General features: G+C 62.4%; 14 protein-coding genes. 6 read left to right on the top strand and 8 right to left on the bottom strand.

Annotation, left to right across the window (positions count from 1 at the left end; all coding sequences use genetic code 11):
* Positions 1-52: 52 nt before the first annotated feature.
* The gene (locus AB8A23_RS02640; RefSeq protein ID WP_089266852.1) at positions 53-1921 is read right to left on the bottom strand and encodes a dihydroxy-acid dehydratase domain-containing protein; all 1869 of its coding nucleotides are present in this window, start codon (positions 1919-1921) and stop codon (positions 53-55) included.
* Between the two features lie 340 nt (positions 1922-2261).
* On the opposite strand from AB8A23_RS02640, the gene greA reads away from it, so the two are divergent.
* Positions 2262-2744: a transcription elongation factor GreA gene (gene greA / locus AB8A23_RS02635; protein WP_309940500.1), complete on the top strand. Its 483-nt coding sequence runs from the start codon at positions 2262-2264 to the stop codon at positions 2742-2744.
* Between the two features lie 82 nt (positions 2745-2826).
* On the opposite strand, the gene AB8A23_RS02630 is transcribed toward greA, so the two are convergent.
* Positions 2827-3885 (bottom strand): ketopantoate reductase family protein, encoded by a 1059-nt coding sequence (locus tag AB8A23_RS02630; RefSeq protein WP_439056964.1) that lies wholly within the window; start codon positions 3883-3885, stop codon positions 2827-2829.
* A 223-nt stretch (positions 3886-4108) separates the two neighbouring features.
* Between AB8A23_RS02630 and AB8A23_RS02625 the strand changes: the two genes are divergently transcribed.
* Complete coding sequence (locus tag AB8A23_RS02625; protein WP_120288181.1) at positions 4109-5098, top strand: tripartite tricarboxylate transporter substrate binding protein; 990 nt, start codon at positions 4109-4111, stop codon at positions 5096-5098.
* A gap of 153 nt (positions 5099-5251) precedes the next feature.
* Here the strand turns inward: AB8A23_RS02625 and AB8A23_RS02620 are convergent, their stop codons facing one another.
* Together AB8A23_RS02620 and AB8A23_RS02615 are read right to left on the bottom strand one after the other, a co-directional pair.
* Positions 5252-6166: a 3'-5' exonuclease gene (locus AB8A23_RS02620; protein WP_439056965.1), complete on the bottom strand. Its 915-nt coding sequence runs from the start codon at positions 6164-6166 to the stop codon at positions 5252-5254.
* Between the two features lie 128 nt (positions 6167-6294).
* A complete protein-coding gene (locus tag AB8A23_RS02615; RefSeq protein ID WP_439056966.1) occupies positions 6295-7857 on the bottom strand; it encodes an adenylate/guanylate cyclase domain-containing protein in 1563 nt (520 codons plus the stop codon).
* A 251-nt stretch (positions 7858-8108) separates the two neighbouring features.
* Here AB8A23_RS02615 and AB8A23_RS02610 point away from each other — a divergent pair, with 251 nt between their 5' ends.
* Positions 8109-9362, top strand: a complete 1254-nt coding sequence (locus AB8A23_RS02610; protein ID WP_439056967.1) for an acetyl-CoA C-acetyltransferase — start codon at positions 8109-8111, stop codon at positions 9360-9362.
* Positions 9363-9422: 60 nt separating this feature from the next.
* On the opposite strand, the gene AB8A23_RS02605 is transcribed toward AB8A23_RS02610, so the two are convergent.
* Complete coding sequence (locus AB8A23_RS02605) at positions 9423-10871, bottom strand: amidohydrolase family protein (RefSeq protein ID WP_439056968.1); 1449 nt, start codon at positions 10869-10871, stop codon at positions 9423-9425.
* Positions 10872-11047: 176 nt separating this feature from the next.
* Between AB8A23_RS02605 and AB8A23_RS02600 the strand changes: the two genes are divergently transcribed.
* Both AB8A23_RS02600 and AB8A23_RS02595 read left to right on the top strand, forming a co-directional pair.
* Positions 11048-12640, top strand: a complete 1593-nt coding sequence (locus tag AB8A23_RS02600; protein WP_439056969.1) for a gamma-glutamyltransferase family protein — start codon at positions 11048-11050, stop codon at positions 12638-12640.
* A 593-nt stretch (positions 12641-13233) separates the two neighbouring features.
* Positions 13234-15240: a TonB-dependent siderophore receptor gene (locus AB8A23_RS02595; RefSeq protein WP_439056970.1), complete on the top strand. Its 2007-nt coding sequence runs from the start codon at positions 13234-13236 to the stop codon at positions 15238-15240.
* A gap of 62 nt (positions 15241-15302) precedes the next feature.
* On the opposite strand, the gene feoB is transcribed toward AB8A23_RS02595, so the two are convergent.
* The 3 genes from feoB to AB8A23_RS02580 form a co-directional block, all read right to left on the bottom strand.
* Positions 15303-17189 carry a ferrous iron transporter B gene (gene feoB / locus AB8A23_RS02590; RefSeq protein WP_439056971.1) on the bottom strand — a complete coding sequence of 629 codons (1887 nt, stop codon included), beginning with the start codon at positions 17187-17189 and terminating at the stop codon, positions 15303-15305.
* Complete coding sequence (locus AB8A23_RS02585) at positions 17186-17473, bottom strand: FeoA family protein (protein WP_175365953.1); 288 nt, start codon at positions 17471-17473, stop codon at positions 17186-17188. The genes feoB and AB8A23_RS02585 overlap by 4 nt, the downstream gene beginning before the upstream one ends.
* Before the next feature lie 89 nt (positions 17474-17562).
* A complete protein-coding gene (locus tag AB8A23_RS02580) occupies positions 17563-19356 on the bottom strand; it encodes an ABC transporter ATP-binding protein (RefSeq protein ID WP_439056972.1) in 1794 nt (597 codons plus the stop codon).
* A gap of 190 nt (positions 19357-19546) precedes the next feature.
* Between AB8A23_RS02580 and AB8A23_RS02575 the strand changes: the two genes are divergently transcribed.
* On the top strand, positions 19547-20890 hold the full coding sequence (locus tag AB8A23_RS02575; RefSeq protein WP_439056973.1) for a TAXI family TRAP transporter solute-binding subunit: 1344 nt from the start codon (positions 19547-19549) through the stop codon (positions 20888-20890).
* Positions 20891-20958: the final 68 nt, after the last annotated feature.

Genomic DNA, 20958 nt, shown 5'->3' with positions numbered 1-20958 from the left:
CTCAGGCCGGAAGCTTTACAGCAAACCCGGCCCTGACTGCCCGTCCGCAGGTCTAGAACGCCTTGTTGGCTTCCGGACGATGCGTATTTTTCGGCACGAAACCCGAGCGCGTGGCTTCGCGCTGGTTGCGCACCCAAACCTCGCGGTTCGGATGCAGGCCGGCGCCGCGGGTGGCGGGCACGGCGCTGGTGCGGGCGCGATGCAGCAGGCGCGTATCGGCCTCGCCGCAGCTCGGATGGATGCCGCCATTGTCCGCGACCACCTTCTCCCATGCCGCCTTGCGCTTGGCATAGATGGCGGGGTCCTGCAGCTGCGTGCAGTTGAGTTCGTTGAGATTGAGATCGGCGATGATCTCGTCGCCGTCCTCGATCAACCCGATGGCACCACCGAGTGCGGCTTCCGGGCCGACATGGCCGATGACCAGGCCCACCGAGCCGCCGGAGAAGCGCGCATCGGTCATGAGACCAACCACGATATTGCGCTCGCGGCACAGCGTGGTGATACGCGAGGTCGGGTCGAGCATTTCCGGCATGCCGGGCGCGCCGACCGGGCCGTCGTAGCGCACGATCACCATGTCGTGGTTCTGGAATTTTTCCGGATGCTGGTCGAGCGCCTGCAGCAGGCCGCGCTCGCCTTCGAACACGCGCGCGGTGCCGCGGAACCGATTGTCCTCGAGTCCGCCTTCGACGCCGGCGAGCTTGAGAATGGCGGAGAATTCCGGCGACAGGTTGCCGCCGAGCACGCGCAACCCGCCGGTCGGCTTGTAGGGCTTCGCGACAGTATAGACGACACGGCCGTCGGCCGGCTTGGTCTCGAGGCGTTTGATCTGCTCGGCCAGCGTTTCGCCGGTGCAGGTCAGCACGTCGCCATTGATCAGGCCGGCATCCATCAGCTCGCGCACGATCACCTGCACGCCGCCGACCGCATCGATATCGACCATCGAATATTTGCCATAGGGCCGGGCGTCGGTGAGGACCGGCACGATATATTGCGAAAGGTAGTTGAACTCCGCCGGCGTCATGACTTCCTTCCAGAAGTCGGCGAAGCCCGCGGCGCGCGCGATTTCCGGCGCATGCAGCGTCACATTGGTCGAGCCACCGATCGCCAGCGACACGATCATCGCGTTGCGGATCGAGTCGCGGCTGACGATGTCGCGCGGCTTGATGCCCTTGGCGATCATGTTGGCGAGATAGCTGACCAGCTGCTCCGGGAATTCCTTGACGCGACGCGGATCGTCCGATGGTGGCGCCACCATGTGCAGCGGCTGCATGCCGACCACGCCGATGAAAGTCTGCATGGTGTTGTAGGTGAAGATGCCGCCGCAAGAGCCATAGCCCGGGCAGGCATGGCAGGCGATGCGGTGGCGATATTCGGCGTCGGGATTGCCGGCGACCTGATAGGCGCTGACGATGTCGAGCTTCTCGCCCGTCTCCGGATCGGTGCCGGGATGGATCGCGCCGTCCGACATGATGATCGACGGCTCGTTATGTTCGAGCAGCGCGGCCAGCGCGCCGACCGGCGGCTTGTCGCAGGCGACCACGGCGATGGTGCCGAGCAGGCCGGTGGCACTCAGATGCTCCGACAGCGCGTCGTTGGTCACTTCGCGGCCGATCAGCGAATAGCGCATTTCGCGCGTGCCGTTGCGGATGCCGTCCGAAGTGGCGATGGTGTATTCCGGCTGCACCAGGCGATAGGGCAACTGGCCTTCGCCGCGACCGATGCGCTTCTTCAGGCTCTCATGGATCGCGTCCACCTTGGACATCACGCCCATGTAGCACTGGCTGTCGCCCTTGGTGCCCACCACGCCCACCGACGGCTCATGAATGAGCGTCTCGTCCGTGCCGAGTATGCGCGCAATGCCGATGGTCTGCGCGGAGCGGCCGGGATGGTTGTCGATGGTGACGACGGGCGACTTGGACACGACGAATTCCTTCCTGACGGCGTTCTTGATCTGCGAGGCTTGAATGCACCGCCGCCGGCGCTCGGCATTGGCGCATGTCAGACCCTGCGGTCAGGGCAGGGTCCGTCCACGATCCAATTTAGGATCGGTCTAGCCAGTGCATAACCCCCGAAGATCGCAAACACAATCGGATTGCCCCTCCGCTGGAACAGGGCTGCCTTGTCGCCGTCCGGTGCCGCAAAGCAGCAAAATTCCGGGTGCCATTTACGCGATCAGGCTATTTCTGCATGGTTTTGACAAACCAATGGGATAATCGCTTCCTGCGCCGTCACCGCGGATCGCGTCGATACGGAGTTCGAGATTGAGCGTTGCCTTCACCAAGGAAGAAAGTGCCGAAACGGCTGCGGAAACCCAGCTGCCCGATCGCCCGATCTCGCCTCATCCGAACCTCGTGACCGAAGCCGGTTTGCAGGCGCTGGAGACGCAGCTCCAGCAGGCGCGCGAGGCCCATGACGCGGCGAGCGCGATCGACGACGTGAACGAGCGACGGCGTCAGGCTGCGATCCCGCTGCGGGACATGCGCTATTTCGCGGCCCGTGTCCGCACGGCCCAGCTCGTTCCAGCCCCGACATCGACCGACACCGTTGCCTTTGGCAGCACGGTGACCTTCTCCCGCAACGACGGGCGTGTGCAGACCTATCGGATCGTGGGCGAGGACGAAGCGGATCCCAAAGCCGGTTCGATTTCCTTCGTGTCCCCGGTGGCGAAATCGCTGATGGGCAAGGCCGTCGGTGACATCGTCGGCGCGGGCGCCCAGGAGCTCGAGATCATATCAATCAAATAGAGGACGCCGTCGCGGCGGTGGCTTCGCGTCTGACGTCAGTCGCGAAGCCGGTATTCAATCGCAGCGCCGTCACGCCAGCGCGTCAGATTCCCGCGCTGGACTCCAGCCGCTCGTTGAGCTTCTGATCGACGACTTCGACCGTGCGGTCGATATTTGCATTGGTCATGCCGAGCTGATGCGAGATCAACTTCACCAGAAGATCGACCCGCTCGATAAACGGCGCGCCAGCAGCAACTGCGCGCGCCGCCGATGACGGCTTGAGCAGGCTCTCCGCTGCCTTGGCATATTTGGCGAACGGGACCTGATCCTCGGGATCAGCGCCGAGACGCCGTGCGACGGCATCGACATGCTCGTAGATCGACTGCGACACTTTCAGGTCGCCGTGAACGGCCTCGCGGATCGACTGCGGCTCTTCGGGCGTGATGCAGCGATAGTTGCCGGTCAGGAGCATCGACCATTTCGCCAGCGGCACGAACAGCGAGTCGAATACTTTCAGCTTCACCGGCACGTCCTGGCCGTCGAGCTTCACGGCGTCGATGTCGGCTTCGAGTTCGCGCAGCAGCTTGTTGTGAGTCGAATCGGCAAAGGCCGATGCCTTGAAATTCGTTGGCAGGCCGACGTGAAGCACATTCGCCGCTTCTTCCGGCGGCCGGAAGGCCTGCGGATCGGGCGAGCACAGCGTCACCAGTCCCGGGTCGAAGCGTTCCCACACCTGGGCATTGGTATAGGCCTCTTCGAGTTTCATGTCGGCCAGCCCCGGAATGCGCTTGAGATAGGGCAGCGGCGGCATGTTCATGATCGACAGGCAAGGCAGCTTCGCCGCGGCGATCTTGATCATCAGAACGCGAATCGTGTGGTTGGTGTATTGCGGCTCCTGCATCGCAAGACCGACCAGATCGTAGCGCGACAGGTCGACCTGATCCGGCGAGGTCGCATCCAGTTTGCCTGGCAGGTCGCGTGAGAAGATGGCGCGGTGGGTCGGTTCGTCGCGCAGTTTGATGCGCACTTCAGTACCATCGCGATTGATGAGTTCGGCGGTCTTCTTCCGGCACACGAGGGTCACGTTATGACCTGCCATCAAGAGCTTCGTCGCCAGCAACGAGCCGTAGGAAGCTCCGAGAATCAGAATATTCCGCGCCATGGTGTTTCGTCCCTCACGTGATGTGTGCGCCAGATCCGAACGGTCCGGCATTTTTAGTTTGCGCGGACACTACTGCACTGCCGCGCTGCGATCCAGATGGCTTGAGCCGATACGTGCAGAGCTGGAAGCGATTTGCTTTTCCAATGCGCCAATCTGTCCCGCCTATCGTCGTGGCGAATGAGGGAGCGATCGGCTACCGTCATAAAAAACAACGGAGGGAAACATGTCTGCGATCATCAATCGTCGTCACTTCATTGCTGCCGGGTCGGCAGCTGCCGCCATGCCGTTCGTCGCGCGCGATGTTTCGGCGCAAGCCGCCTGGCCATCGCGGCAGATCCGCATGATTTGTAGCTATCCAGCCGGCGGGCAGACCGATCTGCTCGCTCGCGCCTTCGGTGAATATATATCCAAACAGGTCGGACAGACTGTCGTCATCGAAAACAAGGCCGGCGCATCCGGCGCCATTGGCACAGCGGAAGTCGCGCGCGCCGAGCCAGACGGTCACACGATTCTCTGCTCCATCTCGACCACCTATGTAATGAACCGGGTGATGCTCAAGACGCCCGGCTACGACATGGACAAGGACCTGACGCTGGTCAGCGTCATTCCCGGCGCCGGATTGCCGTTGGTCGCCAGTCCAAAATCCGGCGTCAAGACGCTGGAGGACTTCGTCGCCTTCGCGCGCAAGAACGACAAGGTGAACTTCGGCACCTATAGCGTCGGCTCGGCGCCGCATATGACGATCAACGAACTCAACAAGCAGTATGGCCTCAAGATCGAGCCGATCCATTATCGCGGCGAAGCGCCGATGTGGACGGGACTGGCCGAAGGCTCGATCGATTTCGCGATGGGCAGCTACACTGCGTCACAAAGTGTGCTGCAGAGCGACCGCGGCGTGCCATTCGCCGTGCATTCGAAGAAAGTCGACGCCATCCCGAATGTGAAAACGCTGCCCGAGCAGGGCGCGACGTCGAAGTTCTTCACGGTGAGCGGCTTCACGGGCTGGGCCGTGCCCAAGGCAACGCCGCAGCCGATCGTCGATCGGTTGTCGCAGCTTTGCGTCGCCGCCAACAGCGATCCGAAAGTGAAGGAAGTGCTGAAGACCTTCGTGCTCGAACCGGCGCTCGGCTTCAAGGAGACCAATGCGCTGTATCAGAAGGAGCTGCCGGTCTGGATCGAGGCGGCGCAGGCGCTCGGTCTGCAGCCGGTCTGACCGCCGGCTGGATTGAATTAACGTTCGTCATTGCGAGGAGCGAAGCGACGCGGCAATCCAGTTCTTGTCTTCAAGAAGAAAAAGACTGGATTGCTTCGTCGCAAGGGCTCCTCGCAATGACGGCGCTAATATCTGGCCTTTTCTTTAGATGTTCTACGCTCGTACCGAAAACCGGCTCATCGCGCTGAGCGCCTGCACGCGCGGCTCGACGTCGCGCATGTAGATCGTCTTGCGCAGGAATTCGATTTCGTTCGCTTCTTTGCTTTCTTCGACATCGATGTACCAGGACTTCGGCCGGCCGTCGGAGCCGTCGCTCCAGCGATAGCCGCGTCGCTTCAGCTCGTCCTTGAGATCGAAAGGTGACTGCTCTGCCCAGACCCGCATGGTTTTCTTGCGGGCGCGTTCCAGAAGAACCGCCAGTGCCGGCGCACCGAGATCGGGCAATTCGAACGCGAGAATCTCCAGCAGCGCGTGACAATCGTCGATCGCCCGGTGGGCCTGGTGAAAGAAGCCTGCGCCGGCGAGCAGATAGCCGAGGCGCGATCCATCGAAGCCGTGTTTGCGCCAGTCGACTTCGGTGGCCGAACAGCCCCAGGCCTTGTGCTGGAACACCGGCCAATAGCGCTCGGAAAACTTGCGGTCGAAGCCCGCATTGTGCGCGATGACGATGACGGCGTCGTCGGCGAAAGCGGCGACGGCATCGGGATCGATGCGATGTCCCGCGACGATCTCGTCCGTAATGCCCGTCAGCTCGGTGATCTCCGGCGGGATCGGCCGCGACGGCTCGTTGAATGCGGTGAAAATGTCAGCGACGCGCGTAATGCTGCCGTCCGGCAGATAGTCGAACTTGATCATGGCAAGTTCGATGACTTCGTCGCGCACCTGATCGAGACCCGTGGTCTCGACGTCGAGGAGGATTCCGGATCGGGTCGGCTGGCCATTGGCCGGCGCGAATTCGGTGCGCGGGATCAGCCGGCGGAGGACGCGGTAATCGGTCGATCTGGCGAGCGTGTCCGCCATGGCGGCAAGGCCGGGATCGTCCTGCAGGCTAAGATCGTCTTGGAGCATCTGATTCCGGGCAGTTCTTCAAGCGCAGCGTGATTCAGCCATGACTATGTGCTTCGCTGAATCGGAGCAACCTGCTTGCCGGCGATAGACACAGCTGTGTGGCGCTCAGGCTCCAGCTTTGCGGCCGATTATACCTTGCGATCCAGCGAGGCCAGCGCCTCGTTCAGCACGGAACGCAGGCGTTCGGTGTCGTCGGGCCGCACGGCGGAGGGGTCCAGATAGAAATCGAGGCCGGGCATGCGTTCAACGACGATATCGGTTTGCACCGGCCTGTCGTCGATGATGCTGTCCACCGCATAGGGCACGACCTCGCGGCTGATGCCCTTCATGGTGATCGGCGGCAGCGGATGCGAGGTGATGATGTCGCTCACCAGCGCGAAGGTTTCATAGCTGATGGCGATGCCGCCAGGTTCTGCGATCGACTGCAGGCGTGCCGCGAGATTGGCCTCCGCACCGATGATCGTATAGTCCATGCGATCGGCGCTGCCGAAATTGCCGACATTGCAATAGCCGGAGTTGATGCCGATGCGGGCCTTGAACGGCTCCTCGATGCCTTCGGTGCGCCACTTCGCATTCAACTCGATCAGCCTGCGCTGCATCCGCCACGCCATGCGCAGGCAGTCCTGCGCATCCTGGCGGTCGCCCTTGGTCTCGGGGTCGCCGAAGAAGATCAGCATCGCGTCGCCGATGAATTTGTCGATGGTGCCGCCGTGCTCGTGTGCGATCGCCGACATCTCGGTGAAATACTCGTTGAGCAGATGCGTGATCAGCTCCGGCTGCAGCCGCTCAGTCGTGGCCGTGAAATTCTGGATGTCGGAGAAGAAGATCGTCAGCTTCTTGCGCTCGGTATGGATGGTGACGTCCTTCTGGCCGCTGAAGATGCTCTTGTAGACCTGTGGTGAGATATAGCGTGAGATCTTCATGGAGAGCGCGGCGAGGAAATCGTTGTTGGCTTCCAGCTCATGGTTCATGCCGGCAATACGCTGCGATTGGCGACGCTGCAAAGCGAGGAACGAGACGCCGCTGACGGCGGCCAGCGCAAAATAGGCCAGCAGAAACTTGAACGAGAAGAGATTGGCCGCGATCGGTTGCGTGATGATGACTTCCTGGATGCCGCGGACGTCGCCGACCTTCCAGTCCTTCTTTGGGCTTTCCGGGTGGCTGTTGTGGCAGCTGACACAGGCCGGGCCCATCAGCACCGGCGCGACGATGCGGACCGTGTCGCTGAACAGTGACGCCTTGGTGTCGATGATCTTTTGTTCGGAATTGTCGCGCAGGCTGCGCAGCGACGTCTTTTCGAAATCGTCGAGCTGGTGCGGCGCGCGGTTCTGGAACGGATAATCCGACACGAAGCGGTAGTTGATGTTCTCCTGCTGCGCGCCGATCACCCGGCCGAGTTCGAGGGAAAGCGTCGCCGGGATGGGGATCGCGCCGGGCACGCTTTCATAATTGTGCACCACCTGCGTGGTGCCCTGATAGGCCAGTACGCGCCCGACCACATTGGTTGCGTAATAACCGCGCACGCTGGTGATCACGGAGTTCAGGTCGTTGGCCTGCCTGCGCAGCGCGGCGTCAACCAGATTGGTCAGATCGAGCCACACGGCTACAGGCAGCAGAAGCAAAAGCGCGGCAACGGCGAGGCCGGGCGCAAATACGCGCGAGCGTCGGCGGGTCACATCAGGCTGATCCATGAAGATAGGTTCCTGGATTTCTGGCTGTTAATTGCAATGAGCGTGCGGCGGCGCGGCTGCCTCCGTCTCATAGCGCCGGTATGGTTATAATATCGTGCCTGGGTTGTGCCAATTTTCCGGGAGTGGACGAAATTGCGCCGGATGCCCGCCAATTTTGGCAGACGTGCATGCCGCCTGCGCACCTTGACTTCACGGGTCGCTTGGCCAATCTCGCGGTCAGAAAAACACTTCAAAATTCTTGGGAGACGATCATGGCCGACGCCTATATTATCGACGCAGTCCGCACGCCCCGTGGCATCGGCAAAGTGGGCAAGGGCAAGCTCGCCGAACAGCATCCGCAGCATCTGGCAGCGACCGTGCTCAAGGCGATCGCCGAGCGCAACAAACTCAACACCGCAGACGTCGACGACGTGATCTGGTCGACCTCGACCCAGCGCGGCAAGCAGGGCGGCGATCTCGGCCGAATGGCCGCGCTCGATGCCGGCTATGACATCAAGGCCTCCGGCACCACGCTGGATCGCTTCTGCGGCGGCGGCATCACCGCGGTGAACTTCGCCGCGGCCCAGATCATGTCGGGCATGGAAGACGTCGTCATCGCCGGCGGCACCGAGATGATGTCGCTGACCGGTGCGATGGCCGCCGAGGACATGGCGGCCGGCAAGCCGCCGCTCGGCATGGGCTCGGGCAACAAGCGGCTCGCCAAGGTGCATCCGCAGTCGCATCAGGGCATCTGCGGCGACGCGATTGCCTCGATGGAGGGCATCAGCCGCGAGGCGCTCGATGCGCTCGGGCTGGAAAGCCAGCGCCGCGCAGCCGTCGCCATCAAGGAAGGCCGTTTCGACAAGAGCATTGTCCCGGTCAAGGATGACGAGGGCAATATCGTGCTCGCCAAGGACGAATATCCCCGTCCGGAAACCACTGCCGAAGGTCTCGCCGGTCTGAAGCCGGCTTTCGCTGCGATGGCCGATCACCCGCTGGATGAAAGCGGCATGACCTTCCGCAAGCAGATCAACCAGAAATATCCGGACCTCAAGATCGAGCATTTCCACCACGCCGGCAATTCATCGGGTGTGGTCGATGGTGCCGCAGCCTTGCTGCTGACCTCAAAGTCCTATGCCGACAAGCATGGCCTGAAGCCACGCGCACGCATCGTGGCCATGGCCAATATCGGCGACGATCCGACCCTGATGCTGAATGCGCCGGTGCCGGCTGCGAAGAAGGTGCTGGCAAAGGCCGGTCTCAAGAAGGAAGACATCGATCTGTGGGAGATCAATGAAGCCTTCGCCGTGGTCGCTGAGAAGTTCATCCGCGATCTCGACCTCGACCGCAGCAAGGTCAACGTCAATGGCGGCTCGATCGCGCTGGGTCATCCGATCGGCGCCACCGGCGCGATCCTGATCGGCACGGTTCTCGACGAACTCGAACGCCGCAACCTAAAGCGCGGTCTGGTCACCATGTGCGCCGCCGGCGGCATGGCACCGGCGATCATCATCGAGCGCGTGTAAACGCTTCCCCCTAACCCGCCACGCGAAGCGTTGCGGGTTAGGGGCTCACTCCGTCTCGCGCTATTCGTTCGACGGCCACGCCAGCGGGAACGACAGCGGCGAGATTTCCGTCAGCTTGCGGCCCGCCCAGTCGAGACCGGGCGTGCGCTCCTCGGCGCGTATCTGCGCCTCATGCACACGCAGCGCCGCGGCTGGATAATCGAACGTCTGCACCACGCCGTCCTTCACCACCTGCCGGCCATCGACATAGACGTGACGCACCGCGCGTTCCGCCGCCGCATAGATCATGCTGCGGATCGGATCGCGATGCGGCTGCATCATCGGATGGGTGACGTCGACCATCACGAAATCGGCCTTGCAGCCAGCCTCGAGCCTACCGATGTCGTTGCGGCCGAGCGCCTTGGCGCCGACGGTGGTGGCCGCCTCGAACAGCATGGTCGAGTTCAGGCCGCGCGGATGCCCGGCCATCAGCCGCGAGGTCATCGTCACGTTGCGCATCTCCTCGATCATGTTGTGCGGATAGGTGTCGGTGCCGATCGCCACCGAAATGCCGGCCGCGCGATAGCGGCCGACATCGCGTAGCGCGATGCCGCGGCGCATGAACACGGTGGGACAATGCGCCACCGTCGTTCCGGTTTCGGCGAGCAGCGCAAGATCGCGCTTGGTGTGCCACGGCGTCAGCGGATGGTCGTCGACGAAGATGGAGTGACCGACCAGCGAGGTCGGGCCGAGCACGCCGAGTTCGCCGAGCCACTGGATCGGCGTCACGCCATGGCGGCGGACGATCTCGTGGAATTCCGACACCGACTGCGCCGCATGGGTCTGCCACGGAATGTTGCGGCGCTTCGCTTCAGCGTAGCTGTCTTTCATCAGTTGTGGCGTACACGTGTCGATCTGCGCTGGATACATCATGCCGGAGAGACGGCCGGACGGATGGCTCTCGGCGGCATCGATGAGCGCGAAGGCCTGCAGCATGCCGTCTTCGCCGGCCTTCTCGTTCCATTCGTAATCGACCAGCGTGCCGTTCGGCGTGAACCAGCGCGCTGAGCGGAACCCCGGAGCGATATAGACGCGCAGGCCGCTTTGTCCGGCGAGATCGAGCCATTGCGGATGCGGCATAGAAAGATCAACCACCGTGGTGACGCCGGACAGCAGCAGTTCGGAATACGCAACGCGCACGCAGTCCGGCACGCCTTCCGGATCGGACCGCAGGATCGGCATGTATTCGTAAAGCGACGAATTATACAGGCCGGGCGAGCCGATCTCGTCGAGAAAGCCCTTGTTGAGTGGTTCGCTGGACGGATGCGAGTGGATATCGACGAGACCCGGCATCACCATGAACCCGCGTCCGTCGATGGTCGTGACCGCTTCGCCCTGATAGTCGCGGCCGGCAAACACGATCTGGCCGCCGTCGAAAGCGACGTCGCCGCCGGTGACATAGGTGTGGCTGTTCTTTGCGGCGTCCCAGGCGACGACATAGTCCGCGTTGCGGATAACGGTGATGGCCATACTGATCCTCTTGATGGAAGGCGAGGAACCGTAAGCGCAAGCGACTAGCCGGTGCAAGATCGAGAGGTGAGCAGACCCGCCTGTCTATTTGGCAGGTGCAACCCGTCTGTTCGGCTCGTGCAAATGACGATAAGAAGACGCGTTGATCTGCAAAGTCCTGAAGAGAGCCTGAACTGATGCAATACAGACATGATGGCCTTTACGCTTCCCGCCGTTCGCCGGTCATGGCGCGCAATGTGGTGGCGGCGTCGCAGCCGCTGGCAACGCAAGCCGGGTTGCGCATGCTGGAGCGCGGCGGCAATGCGCTGGATGCGGCGCTCGCGGCAGCGATCACGCTGACCGTGGTCGAGCCGACCGGCAACGGCATCGGATCGGACGCCTATTGCATCCTCTGGGATGGCAAGGAGCTGCACGGCCTCAACGCCTCGGGCCGGTCGCCGGCGGGATGGACGCCGGAGCGATTTGCAAATCACAAGACATTCCCGCATCGCGGGTGGGAGAGCGTCACCGTGCCCGGCGCCGTCTCGGCCTGGGTCGACCTGTCCGAACGCTTCGGCAAGCTGCCCTTCGCTGACTTGTTCGAGCCTGCGATCTCCTATGCGGAGAATGGCTTCCACGTCTCGCCCGTGATCGCCGAACTCTGGCGCCGCGGTGCGGAGGAGTTGAAGAACCAGCCGGGCTTTGCCGAGGCCTTTATGCCGAACGGTCGTGCGCCTGCGGCGGGTGAACTCTTCAAGGCACCGGGCCATGCCTATTCACTCAAGCTGATCGCCGAGACCAAGGGCGAAGCCTTCTATCGCGGCGAACTCGCCCAGCGCATCGCTGCCTTTGCGCGCGAACATGGCGCTGTGCTCGACGAGGCCGATATGGCCGCGCATCGCAATGACTGGTGCGGCACCATCCATCAGGATTTCGGCGACGCATCGCTGCACGAAATCCCGCCGAACGGGCAGGGCATCGCGGCGCTGATGGCGCTGGGAATCATGCGGGCCTACGGCACCGACGGTCTTGTGCTCGACAGCGGCGACGCGTTCCACCTGCAGATTGAAGCCACCAAGCTGGCATTCGCCGATGTCTACGCCTACGCCGCCGATCTCGATTACATGCGCGACGTCACTGTCGCGCATCTCCTCAATCCCACCTATCTTGCCTCGCGCGCCAAGCTGATCGATCGCAGCCGTGCGCAGGATTTTGGCGCGGGTGCGCCGAAGACCGGCGGCACGGTGTGTCTGTCCACCGGCGACGCTGGTGGCATGATGGTGTCCTATATCCAGTCGAATTATTCCGGCTTCGGCTCCGGCGTGGTCGTGCCCGGCACCGGCATCAGCCTGCAGAATCGCGGTTTCGGTTTCGTCCTGACCGATGGTCATCCCAATCAGGTCGGCCCGCGCAAGCGGCCGTTCCAGACCATCATTCCCGGCTTCGTCATGCAAGGCAAAGCGCCGTTGATGGCCTTCGGCCTGATGGGCGGCCCGATGCAGGCGCAGGGCCATCTGCAGATCATGCTGCGCATGCAGCTCTGGGGGCAGGATCCGCAGACGGCGGCGGATGCGCCGCGCTGGCGCTATGTCGCTGGGTTGAAAGTGGCGATCGAAACCGCGGTGCCGGACAATGTCGCGGCAGACCTCGCCAGCCGCGGCCACGTCATCGAGCGCGAACCGCCGGACTCCGCCTTCGGCTTCGGCGGTGCGCAGCTCGTGCGTAAAATCGATGGCGGCTATGTCGCCGGCTCCGACCCGCGCAAGGATGGGCTCGCGGCGGGATTTTGAGTCGATCTCGCAGCCCGGATGAGCGAAGCGACATCCGGGGCCGGCGTTTCAACAGGCGTGACACTCCCGGATATCGCTGCGCTCATCCGGGCTACAGATCTTTACCCCAGCCCGACCGCCTTCGCGATGGTGTAGGTGATCAGGCTCGCCACATAGGAACGACAGTGCGGTGGCCAGGCTCCATTTGCCAACGCCAGGCCGATCGCATCCGGCGCCGACTTTGACCTATTCTAGCAGTTGACCTGTTGCCATTCTCTCTTTGGATCACGAAGAAGCTGTAAAGCGGGCTGCTTAGGCTTGCTGAATAGCTGGGGCAATTCGTGATCATAAAATCAAAGAACTGGAAGCGTGCCGCATGGCTCGGTGCGGCGAGTGCGCTTGTCATGTCGCTCGATTCTACGACTGTTGTTCGTGCGCAGTCGACACTTCCCGCAGTGACGGTCGACGCGCCACAACAGCAAGCGACACGCCGCTCTCAAGTCAAACGCAGCACATCAGGCGCGCGAGGCGGCCGTCGCGTTGCAGCCCGCCGATCGCAGCAAGCCGTTGCGCCAGGTCCGGTCAATCCGAGGCCCGAAACCGCTTGGGGGCACGTGGACGGCTACGTCGCGACCCGTAGCGGGACGGGTACAAAAACCGACACGCCATTGATCGAAACGCCGCAGGCAATTTCCGTCGTCACGCAGGATCAGATTCAGGCACAGGCCGCACAGAGCGTGTCGCAGGCCACGCGCTATACATCCGGGGTGGTCGGCGAGCGGAACGGTGCGGACGGCCGCTTCGATCAGGTTTATGTCAGGGGCTTTCTCGCCGATCAGTATCTGGACTCGTTGCGGGTGGCGTCGGGCACCTTCGCCTATACGCTGGTCGATCCTTTCAATCTTGAGCGGTTGGAGGTGCTGCACGGGCCTGCGTCGGTGCTCTACGGTCAGGCTTCGCCGGGCGGTGTGGTCAATATGGTCAGCAAGCGGCCGACCACAGAGCCGTATCAGGAGATGTTCCTTTCGACCGGTAGTTACGGTCGCGTCCAGAGTGGCATCGATGTCAGCGGGCCGCTCGACAAGAACAAGGAATTTCTTTATCGCCTCACCGCTTCCGGCTACGACGTCGGCAGCCAGGTCGACCACGGCGACTATCAGCGCGTCTCGATTGCGCCGTCGCTGACGTGGCGGCCGACAAACGATACCACGATCACCTTCCAGGGGACCTATCAAAGGGATCCGAAAGCGGGCTTCTACAATCAGCTACTGCCGAATGGCGTGGGAACGCTGTTCTCGACTGTCAATGGCCGGATTCCAACCAGCTTCTACCTGGGCGACCCGAACTATAATATATTCAAGCGCGAATATGGTTCGATTGGCTATCTGTTCGAACATCGCTTCGATAACGTTTGGACGGTGCGGCAAAATCTCCGCTATACCGACAACAGCACCTATACACAGGCGGTCTATCCCCAGTCCAACCAGACGAACATTACCAGCATAGGCCGCGATGCGTTTTCTGCGGCGGAAACACTGCGTACCTTTGCGATCGACAATCAGGCCGAGGCAAAGTTCGCGACCGGGCCGTTCCAGCACATGACGTTGTTCGGGGTGGACTACCAGACCGGCACCGATCGGGCCTCCAACGGCTATCTCGCCGGTGTTGGAGCGATCAACGCGCTGAATCCTGTCTATGGCATAACTGTTCCAACGCTGGATTTCGATGGCGCCAGCAGGCAGACCTTCGATCAGGTCGGCGTTTATCTGCAGGATCAGATCAAGTTCGACCGCTGGGTTGCGCTATTGGGGGTCCGGCATGATCGGGCCGAGTCGCGTACGGTCTCGACCTTCGACGGCACGACCTTCGGCACCACCGCGACATCGGATGAAGCGACCACCAAGCGCGGCGCCTTGCTGTACAAGTTCGACAACGGCGTGGCACCATACATTCAATATACGGAGTCGTTCCAGCCGATCGTTGGGGCGTCGAACAGGACCCTGAATCCGTTCAAGCCGACGACCGGTCAGCAGAAGGAGTTCGGCGTTAAGTATCAACCAGACGAAAAGATGCTCCTGACTTTCGCAGCTTTCGACCTGAAGCAGCAGAACGTGGTGATGCAGGATCCGAACGATATCAGAAACCGGGTCCAGGCCGGTGAGATCCGGTCGCGCGGGATCGAGATCGAAGGCAAGGTAAAGGTCGATCGCAGCCTGACATTGCTCGGCGCCTACACTTATCTCGATCTGGTCAATACGAATTCGGAGCCTGATACGCTCGGTAAACGGCCAATCGGTGTCCCGCGCAATGCGGCATCGCTATGGGCCGATTACACCTTCCGCAGCGGCGTCCTCGATGGTTTCGGTCTGGCGGCCGGCGTCCGCTATTTCGGGGAAACAGCGGGCGACAGCATGAACACCTATAACGTTCCGGGCGTCACGCTGTTCGATGCGGCGCTTCACTATGACCTTGCCGGACTTGGACCGCAGTTCAAGGGCTTCAAGTTCCAGCTCAATGCCAGCAACCTGTTCGACAAGACCTATGTGCGGCTGTGTCAGGATTCCGGCTGCTATTACGGCATGCGGCGCGATGTGATCGCGACGCTGCGTTACCGATGGTGATGCAGCGGCACAGGATGAACTTCAAATCACGGGTCGGTGCGAAGGATGCCACGCTGGCCGGGCTACCCCAGCCCGGCCGCTTTCGCGACGGTGTAGGTGATCAGGCTCGCCACATAGGCCAGCGCGAACATGTAGAGGAACGTCACCACCATCCACTTGGTGCTGCCGGTCTCACGGCGGATCACGGCCAGCGTCGAGGCGCATTGCGGGGCGAAGATGAACCAGGCCAGGAACGACAGTGCGGTGGCAAGGCTCCATTTGCTGGCCAGCGCCTGGCCGATCGCATCCGCCGCTTCCTTGCCGCCTTCGATCGCATAGACGGTGCCGAGCGCGCCGACCGCGACTTCGCGCGCCGCCATGCCGGGGATCAGCGCTACGGCGATCTGCCAGTTGAAGCCGAGCGGTGCGAAGAACGGCTCCAGGAATTTTCCGATCATCGCGGCGAGGCTGTAATTGATCGCCGGCCCTTCGGCGCCGGCCGGTGCCTGCGGGAACGAAGCGAGGAACCAGATCAGGATCATCATCGACAGGATCGTGGTGCCGGCGCGCTGCAGGAACATCTTGGCGCGGGTATAGACGCCGATGGCGATGCTCTTGAGGCGCGGCAGCTTGTAGTCCGGCAATTCCAGCATGAATGGCGCCGGCTGGTAGTCGCGCCACATGAAGAACTTGATCACGAAGGATGCGGCGAGTGCGCTGCCGATGCCTGCAACATAGAGCCCGAACATCACCAGACCCTGCAGATTGACCCAGCCCCAGACATTTTCCGCTGGGATGAAGGCCGAGATGATCAGCGTATAGACCGGGATACGCGCCGAACAGGTCATCAGCGGCGCGATCAGGATGGTGGTAAGGCGGTCGCGGCGGTTGTCGATGACGCGCGTCGCCATGATGCCGGGGATCGCACAGGCGAAGCTCGACAGCAGCGGGATGAAGGCGCGGCCATGCAGGCCGGCGCCGCCCATGATGCGGTCCATCAGGAACGCGGCGCGTGCCATGTAGCCGAAATCTTCCAGCAGCAGGATGAACAGGAAGATGATGATGATCTGCGGCAGGAACACGAGCACGCTGCCGACGCCGGCGATCAACCCGTTCTGCAGGAAGCTCTGCAAGATTCCTTCAGGCAGCACCTGTGCCACCAGCGTGCCCAGCGCGCCGAACGAATCCGACAGCAGCTCCATCAGCGGCTGCGCCCAGGAGAACACCGCCTGGAACATCACGAACAGAATGAGCGCGAGAATCGCGAGACCGGCGACCGGATGCAGCACCACGGCATCGACGCGCGTCGTCAGCGTATCCGGCTTGCTCGGCATCGTCACGGTGTCGCGGATGATGCGGTCAGCCTCGCGCTGCAGCGCCTTCATCTCGGACAGGCCGAGCGGCTTCCAGCCATCGCCTGTGGTAACTGCCGGCATGTTGGCGGCGAATTCGTCGGTGCGCTGACGCAGTTGCTCGACGCCGGCCTTCTTCACCGCGATGGAAGTGATCACAGGCACGCCGAGTGCCGCTGACATCGCGTCGACATCGATGCTGACGCCGCGGCGCTGCGCGATGTCGAACATGTTGAGCACCACCAGCAGCGGGCGACCGGTGCGCTTGAGTTCCAGGATCAGCCGCAGCGTGAGGCGCAGATTGGTGGCATCGGCGATGCACAGGACCAGATCGGGCGCAGCTTCGCCGGGGCGCTTGCCGAGCACGACGTCGCGGGTGATCTCTTCGTCCGGGCTGCGGCCGCGCAGCGAATAGGTGCCGGGCAGGTCGAGCAGCGTGACCTGACGGCCGGCCGGTGTCACAAAGGCGCCTGCCTTGCGCTCGACGGTGACGCCCGCATAGTTGGCCACCTTCTGGCGGCTGCCGGTGAGTGCGTTGAAGAGCGATGTCTTGCCGCTATTGGGGGCCCCCACCAGCGCGAGATGAAAGCGCTCGGTGGTCACATCTGTATGGGTCATTTCACAACAACTGCCATGGCTTCGCGCCGGCGAACGGCGATCGTAATATTGTCGACGCGCACCGCGATCGGATCGCGCTGGATGGCACCCTGATGCAGGATCTCGACGCGCGCGCCTTCGGTGAAGCCCATTTCCAGCAGATGCCGTTCGAGCTCGTGGCCGCTCTCGGCAGCGCCTGCAATATCGGGCTGCAACGCCACGATGGTTCCGATGAACCCGCGCGGCGCATTGCCGAGGCGCAATTCGTGTATGGATGTTTCGGATGCAGTCTGGTGGACGGTCATGCCGGACCTTGTCGAGCAGCGTCCTGACAAGGTCAAGACAAACGCACGTATGTTATTAGAATGATTATAAAGAGGCGCTCCGGCACCGCTTAGGATGTGCCCACGGACTGCTCGTTCACCACCCGCTGCTGAATCTTCACCAGTTCTGCATAGATGCCGCCTTGCGCGATCAATTCGTCATTGGAGCCCTGCTCGGCCACAACGCCGTCCTTCAGCACGATGATCTTGTCGGCGTCGCGAATGGTCGAGAGCCGATGCGCGATCATGATGACGGTGCGGCCCTGCATCAGCCGGCGCAGCGCCTCGATCACCAGCGCTTCGGATTCCGGATCGAGCGCTGCTGTCGGCTCGTCGAGGATCATGATCGGGCTGTTGCGCACCACCGCACGCGCGATGCCGATGCGCTGGCGCTGGCCGCCCGACAGTGTGTCGCCGCGCTCGCCCACCATGGAGTCGTAACCATGCGGCATGCGCGTGATGAACTCGTCGGCATTGGCGATCTTGGCGGCGGCGACGATCTCGTCATCGGTAGCGCCGGGCCGGCCATAAGCGATGTTCTCGCGGATCGTGCCGCGGAACAGCACGGTCTCCTGCAGCACGAAGCCGACCTGGGCGCGCAGGGCGGACAGTTTGTAATCGGTGACGTCGACGCCATCGATCAGCACGCGGCCCGATGTCGCGTCGTAGAAGCGCGGGATCAGGCTCAGCACCGTGGATTTGCCGGACCCCGTCGGGCCGACAACGCCGACGATCTGGCCGGGTTCGATATGCAGCGAGACGTCGCGGAGCACGCTGGCCTCCTCGCTATAGGCGAAGGCGACGTTCTCGAAGGTGATGGCGCCTTTGGCACGGCCGGGATCGACGGCACCCGGCTTTTCCACGATCACGTCATCGGCCGCGAGAATATTCTGGATCCGCTCCAGCGCCACGGTGGTCTGCGCGATCGCGCTGGTCATGCTGGCGAGGTCCTTCACCGGTTTGAAGAACTGCGCGAGATAAGCGAGGTACACGGTGAGCGCGCCAGCCGTCATGGTGCCAGCGACAATCAGCGAGGTCCCCTTCCACAGCACGATGGCGGTGCAGAACGCCACCACGATGCTGACCACAGGCGAGAGCAACGACTTCACCTGACGCGCCTTCATGGCCGCCTCGACCGTTGCATGGCTGGCGGCCTCCAGCCGCGCCAGTTCGAGATCCTGCCTGCCGAAGGCCGTGACTGCGCGGACCTGGCCGAGGCCCTGCTGGACCACGGCGACGATCTCGCTCTGCCGTTGCCGCACCGTGCGCGTCACCTCCTTCACGGCGCGCTTGAAATGGAACACGAAGACGATCAGGAACGGCGTGATGCCCAGCGCGATCACCGTAAAATCCCAGTCGAGCCAGAACATCAACCCGATCATGAAGACGATGGTGATGAGATCGAGCAGGATATCCAGCGTCGACGATGAAGCGAAGTTCTGCAGCGTGGTGACGTCTGTGGTGATCGTGGACATCAGTGCGCCGGTCTTGGCCTTGTCGTAGTAGCGCAGCGACAGCCGGTGCAGATGCGCATAGATGCGGATGCGCAGGTCGTTGGCCACCCACTGGCCGACCGATGTCGAATAGTAGTTGTCGATGTAGGTGGCGATCGCGCCGATCACGGCGATGACCAGCGTGGCGATGCCGGCGAACAATGCGACGCCGAGTGTATGGCGGCCGATGCCGTAGTCATGGGCCCAGTCCAGCCAGGCGGGCAGGTGATGGCTGCCCAGCGCGTCGTCGAGCACCAGTTTCAGCGGCCAGGGCGCGGCTAGGCTCATGGCGATCTCGACCAGCATGGCGAGGAAGACGATGATCAGCCAGCCGCGATAGGGCCGGAGCATCTCGAGTACCAGACGAGTCATCGAACATTGTCTCCAGCAATACGGCCAGACCGGGAATCATGAGCAGTCTGGGCGGCCGCAGTATATAGCCGCCGTCGGTTAGCGGGTCTTAACTGTAGTCGGGTACAGATGGATTTTTGCTGACAGCCCGCGCATTGTGGCATGCGGGCAGGAGCGTCAGTTAATTTGGCAGGGCTGCGCAGGACCGAACATGAACGTGCGATCCGTTGCTTTCCCGTTCTGGGGCAGGGTGCTTCTGCTGGCCGGCATCCTCGGTCTGGTGGTGGGCGGCGGCCTTCTGACCTGGCGCTACATCGAGCGTCCGACCGTGCTCAAGCTGGCGGTCGGGTCGATCGATGGCGAAGCCGGCAAGACGGCATCGATCATCGCCAGCCATTTCGCCACCAGGAAGTCGCCGATCCGGTTGGATTTCGAGACCTTCGGCAACGCCGTCGATGCGGGTAAGGCATTCTCCTCCGGCAAGGTCGATCTCGCTGTCGTCCGGGCCGATGTCGGCGATCTCTCCGAGGCGCGCGCCGTTGCCGTCATGGCCAAGGCGGTCGTTATGCTGATCGCGCCTCCCGGCTCGAAAATCACCAGTGTCGAAGGCTTGCGCGGCCGCACCGTCGGTGTGGTGGGCGGCGAGGTCAATCGCAGGCTGGTCGATGCGCTCACCAAGCAATACGACCTGACGAGCGCGAGGGTCACATTCAAGAATCTTGAGGTCAGCGATACCCGACGCGCGGTGGAAGCCAAGGAAGTCGGCGCCCTGCTGGTGGTGATCCCGCTGACTGAGAAGTATTTGTCCCTGGTGCGCGGTCTGTTCAAAACCGGCGCCCCCGTGCTGATCCCGATCGATGCCGCCGGCGCCATTGCCGATGCCAATGGCGCCTATGAAAGCTTCGACATTCCGAAAGGGTCGCTCCGCGGTGCGCCGCCCGTCCCGGATGATGACGTGACAACGCTTCGGGTCAGTTACTATCTGGTCGCGAACAAGAAGCTCCATTCCAGCCTGATCGCGCGTCTGACCGAAATGGTGATCGCGGCGCGCCGCGATCTGATCGCCGGGCAACCGCAACTGGCCGGTATCGCCGCTGCCGACACCGATCCCGATGCCTTTATCCCCATTCATCCGGGTGCTGCTGCCTACTACAACGGTACCGAGCAGAGCTTCATGGACAAATACGGCGACGACATCTATCTCGCCCCCATGATCCTTGGCGCCCTTGCCTCTGTGCTGGCTGCCGCCTGGAAATTCCTCGGCATCCGCCCGCCCGACCACCGTGAGGCGACGCTCAATGCACTGTATGCATTGCCGCGCCGGATCCGGGCGGCGGCGGACGATGCGGAACTGTGCACGATCGAGCAGGAGGTCGACGATCTTCTCAGCGCGCAATTGGCGAAGACCATGCGCAATGATGACGATGCACTTGAAATGGCGACGCTGGTCTCTTCGGCACAGCGCCTCGATAACCTCATTCATCACCGCCGTTCGGCGCTGGCGCGGGCCCCATTTTCTGCCGCGCCGCATTCAAGTATAGAGTCGGAGACGTAGTTCCAGGCCATGACGCTGTTTTGCAGAACCACCAGCCGTTTGCGGGCACCTTTATTTCTCGCGAGAGG

It is taken from the genome of Tardiphaga sp. 619_E2_N8_4, assembly GCF_051810905.1.
In the GTDB taxonomy this organism is placed as follows: domain Bacteria; phylum Pseudomonadota; class Alphaproteobacteria; order Rhizobiales; family Xanthobacteraceae; genus Tardiphaga; species Tardiphaga robiniae.
Note: the sequence above shows the minus strand (reverse complement) of the source record. Positions and strands in the feature narration are given on the sequence as shown.

Excerpts from the sequence above, each read along its gene's own strand:
- AB8A23_RS02630 (WP_439056964.1), bottom strand. The coding sequence starts at position 3,885 with ATGGCGCGGAATATTCTGATTCTCGGAGCTTCCTACGGCTCGTTGCTG.
- AB8A23_RS02625 (WP_120288181.1), top strand. The coding sequence starts at position 4,109 with ATGTCTGCGATCATCAATCGTCGTCACTTCATTGCTGCCGGGTCGGCA.
- AB8A23_RS02620 (WP_439056965.1), bottom strand. The coding sequence starts at position 6,166 with ATGCTCCAAGACGATCTTAGCCTGCAGGACGATCCCGGCCTTGCCGCC.
- AB8A23_RS02615 (WP_439056966.1), bottom strand. The coding sequence starts at position 7,857 with ATGGATCAGCCTGATGTGACCCGCCGACGCTCGCGCGTATTTGCGCCC.
- AB8A23_RS02610 (WP_439056967.1), top strand. The coding sequence starts at position 8,109 with ATGGCCGACGCCTATATTATCGACGCAGTCCGCACGCCCCGTGGCATC.
- AB8A23_RS02605 (WP_439056968.1), bottom strand. The coding sequence starts at position 10,871 with ATGGCCATCACCGTTATCCGCAACGCGGACTATGTCGTCGCCTGGGAC.
- AB8A23_RS02600 (WP_439056969.1), top strand. The coding sequence starts at position 11,048 with ATGCAATACAGACATGATGGCCTTTACGCTTCCCGCCGTTCGCCGGTC.
- feoB (WP_439056971.1), bottom strand. The coding sequence starts at position 17,189 with ATGACCCATACAGATGTGACCACCGAGCGCTTTCATCTCGCGCTGGTG.
- AB8A23_RS02585 (WP_175365953.1), bottom strand. The coding sequence starts at position 17,473 with ATGACCGTCCACCAGACTGCATCCGAAACATCCATACACGAATTGCGC.
- AB8A23_RS02580 (WP_439056972.1), bottom strand. The coding sequence starts at position 19,356 with ATGACTCGTCTGGTACTCGAGATGCTCCGGCCCTATCGCGGCTGGCTG.
- AB8A23_RS02575 (WP_439056973.1), top strand. The coding sequence starts at position 19,547 with ATGAACGTGCGATCCGTTGCTTTCCCGTTCTGGGGCAGGGTGCTTCTG.